The 3,403-nt window shown below is 42.9% G+C and carries 4 protein-coding genes and 1 pseudogene; 1 reads left to right on the top strand and 4 read right to left on the bottom strand.

Annotated features, from left to right (window positions below):
• Window positions 1-127 precede the first annotated feature (127 nt).
• Window positions 128-1,336: a hypothetical protein gene (locus A3766_RS20820; protein ID WP_068515583.1), complete on the top strand. Its 1,209-nt coding sequence runs from the start codon at window positions 128-130 to the stop codon at window positions 1,334-1,336.
• 82 nt (window positions 1,337-1,418) lie between these two features.
• On the opposite strand, the gene A3766_RS20815 is transcribed toward A3766_RS20820, so the two are convergent.
• From A3766_RS20815 to A3766_RS31375, 4 genes and pseudogenes are all read right to left on the bottom strand, one after another.
• Entirely contained in the window at window positions 1,419-2,297 is an 879-nt protein-coding gene (locus A3766_RS20815) for a cytochrome c oxidase subunit 3 (RefSeq protein WP_068515580.1), read from the bottom strand.
• Window positions 2,298-2,336: 39 nt separating this feature from the next.
• Complete coding sequence (locus A3766_RS20810; RefSeq protein WP_068642919.1) at window positions 2,337-2,972, bottom strand: cytochrome c oxidase assembly protein; 636 nt, start codon at window positions 2,970-2,972, stop codon at window positions 2,337-2,339.
• 1 nt (window position 2,973) lies between these two features.
• Window positions 2,974-3,105 carry a hypothetical protein gene (locus A3766_RS32425; protein ID WP_255374912.1) on the bottom strand — a complete coding sequence of 44 codons (132 nt, stop codon included), beginning with the start codon at window positions 3,103-3,105 and terminating at the stop codon, window positions 2,974-2,976.
• A gap of 74 nt (window positions 3,106-3,179) precedes the next feature.
• A pseudogene (locus A3766_RS31375) lies at window positions 3,180-3,403 on the bottom strand (cytochrome c oxidase subunit I); the annotation flags it as partial.

Here is a 3,403-nt window from a genome sequence, read left to right as displayed (position 1 = left end):
AACTTAAATGAGTTGAGCTGTATCTACCTGTTTCAAGGTGCGCCGAAAGGGATTTGACGTAAGGCGTGAATTGGAGCAGTAAGTTGTATTTTTTAGGTAACTAGTGCCTCGGATATAGGAGACAACCGTGTCAAAAAAGTATGGCGTCATTGTATACAATACATCAACTATCAGTGATTCAATTCGTTCCCTTCAGTTAGACTTCAAGTTAACGCATTGCCAGACCTATGAAAGCTTATTGACACACGCTGCATATAGCGATAATCAATTGCTTTTGATAGATGATATGCCCGGCAATAACTCCCATTTAGCTTTTTTAGACAAAATTAAGAGCGAATGCCCACTAGAACTTGAGTCTATGTCGGTTATTGTGCTTAGCCGCAATATGGAGCTTGATCAGCGACTTCTAGCGTGTGAGCTAGGTGCTGATGATTGTATGTCCACAGAGCTTAGTCATGATGACATGGTGACACGTATTCAGAGCACAATTTTCAATGCGATTGCTAACAAACAGCTTAAAGACCAACTTAGAGCCGCTTCAGATGTTGCAATGGCGGCTATGGCTAGCACCGGAGATCTGGGTGCCAATATCCAGTTTTTACTGGACAGCTATCAATGTCAGAACTTTGATCAGCTAGGTCAGTTATTGTTCCAAAGCCTTAATCACTATGGGATTAGTTGTAGCCTGCAAATGCGAGGTAAATACAAGGTTAAAAACATGGAAGCAAACGGCATGGAACGAACAATGGAGTCTCGCTTGTTAAGTGAGTTGAAAGATGCCGGTCGCTTTTATGATTTTGGCAACCGTACTGTGATCAATTACAACCGTGTGTCGATTCTCATTAAAAATATGCCACTTGATGATCCCGAGAAGTATGGTCAGATTAAAGATAATATTTTTGCGCTTCTACAAGGAACCGATGCAAAAATAGAGGCTTTGGATATGCAGGCCGATATTTATCTAGAGCATCAATCTCAAGAAACGCTGATACGGCGTATGGAGAGTGGTATAGAGAACCTAGGCTCTCAATATCGTGATATGACAGTCCAGATTGCTGGTGTTGTCAATCAGCTGGCTGACTCCTTCGAGCAATCGATGCAAACCTTGTTGCTCACTGATGAACAGGAAAAGATTCTCTTGGAGCGCTTGGAAACAGGAAAAAACAATGTCTACGATATCTTCGAGCACTTCTCTCATATGGATGATGACCTGTCTGCCATTCTTAAAATGTGCGCACCAGAGGAGGTCGCGGGGATCGAAGTGGGGAAGGCTTTGTGTGAAGAGGGGAATAAGGCTGGAAATGTTCGGCCCTTAAAGTCAGGGACAACGCCCTAGCTGGCTAGAAAAACTGAGCATCTATTTATTCAAGACATAAAAAAGCCAGCAACTAAGCTGGCATTTTTATGTCTTGATAGGCTTATAACCAATAAACAAAGAAGTAAAGGCCTAACCAGACGACATCAACGAAGTGCCAGTACCATGCAACGGCTTCAAATGCGAAGTGCTTATCTGAGCTGAAGTGCCCCTTCAAGCTTCTTACTAGAATAGCAATTAGCATGATAGTACCAATCGTCACGTGCATGCCATGAAAACCGGTTAACATGTAGAAGGTCGACCCGTAGATACCTGAATTAAGTGTCAGGTCTAAAGCATTGTAGGCATGGCTATATTCGTATGCCTGGAAACCAAAGAAAATCAAACCCAATAAAATTGTTGCTGCTAAACCGATGATAAGCTGGTTTTTCTTATTATGCTTTAAAGCATGATGTGCCCAGGTAAGTGTTACTCCGCTGGAAAGTAATATGACTGTATTATATAGCGGGATGCCACCAGCGCCCATAGCCTCTTTGGTTTGGATGTAAGACTCTCCTCCATCAGGAGTTGTAAGTAAGGGCCAGGACGCCTTAAAACCTTCCCATAGAAGGTTAGACGAGCCAAGGTGACCTTCACCGCTGAGCCAGGGGAGTGAGATTTCTCGAAGGTAAAATAAGGAGCCAAAAAGTGCTACAAAGAAAAATACTTCTGAGGTGATAAACCATATCATTCCTTGTCTAAAGGAAATATCTACCTGAGGGCTGTATTTACCACCCATGCTTTCGTCAATCACGTCACTAAACCAGCCATAGAAGAGATAGGCAACAATAGCTAGCCCCGTCCAAATCATATATGTACCCGCATCGACGTCATTAACCCAAAATGCGACACCGAGTACTGTAAAAAATATTCCCATTACAGCAATAATGGGCCATTGGCTGCCGTGGGGGACGTAATAACTGTCAGAACCTGCTGTGCTCATAATGTCCTCTTTATTTTAATTGTTTGTACCATTAGCTATTCAAATAGTTTGCTTGTCGCCAGCTTTATTCAAAGTCTTCTTTGAGTTGCTGACAGAGGGTAATGCGTCTTTATTAGTTTTCAGTGAGTCGTCTCTGTTTGTGTTCATAATGGTATAAGATAAAGTTACCGTTTGAATGTCTTCAGGTAGATTCGGGTCGAGAACAAACTGTAAACCCATGTCTTTTGATTCGCCTGCTTGAAGGGTTTGAGTCTCAAAGCAGAAACATTCCATTTTCTTTAAATGTTGGTTTGCTTGCCATGGTGTAACCCCAGGTATTGACTGGGTTTCAACTGGCTGCGAACTGTTGTTCTTAAAGAAATAGCTGGTACTGACTCGTTCGCCAAGCTTCACCTTCATGGTTTTCGCTTCAGGTTTGAATTCCCATGCCATATTGCCATTTATAGTCGAGTCGAATTGAACCGTTACGGTTCTTAAAGACTGACTAAGTTCTTCGCTACTTAGTTCAGAAATCTCAGAGCGCCCACTGTTACTATCGATGCTATTGATACCGGCGACATCGCATACGAGTTTGTATAACGGCACCATCGCAAAGGCAAAGCCAAACATAAGCACTGTTAACATTGCGAGCTTTAGTGCGGTTTTCTTGTTTTGTTTTACTGGTACTTCACTCATGTTATGCACCCACGGCTAAAGTTTGGCTGACGCCATAGGCGGCAATGCATAAGCTTGATATCGCAATGCCTCCAAGAATTAGCGCGGTGCGAATATTTGACTTCTTTAATGCTTGTTCGCTTTGTTGGTTCATAATCAAAACTCTTTTTGTTGTTAAGTATCTAGCCTTGGGCTCTTTGTTAAAGCACCCAAGGCCAGATTCTGGTTTTATTTGACCGTAGGAGGTGTTTCAAAGCTATGGAATGGTGGAGGAGATGGGAGCGTCCACTCCAGGCCAGGTGTACCGATCTGAGAACCTTCCCAAGGCTGAGCTGGAGCTTTCTCGCCACCACGTATAGTTTGAATAATGATGTAGACAAAGAGTAGGTGAGATAGGCCGAAGATAAAGGCACCAATGCTCGATATCTGGTTAAACTCAATAAACTGCACGC

Source organism: Oleiphilus sp. HI0132, assembly GCF_001635845.1.
Note: the sequence above shows the minus strand (reverse complement) of the source record. Positions and strands in the feature narration are given on the sequence as shown.

Coding starts and splice junctions, on each gene's coding strand:
- A3766_RS20815 (WP_068515580.1), bottom strand. CDS start 2,297: ATGAGCACAGCAGGTTCTGACAGTTATTACGTCCCCCACGGCAGCCAA.
- A3766_RS20810 (WP_068642919.1), bottom strand. CDS start 2,972: ATGAGTGAAGTACCAGTAAAACAAAACAAGAAAACCGCACTAAAGCTC.
- A3766_RS32425 (WP_255374912.1), bottom strand. CDS start 3,105: ATGAACCAACAAAGCGAACAAGCATTAAAGAAGTCAAATATTCGCACC.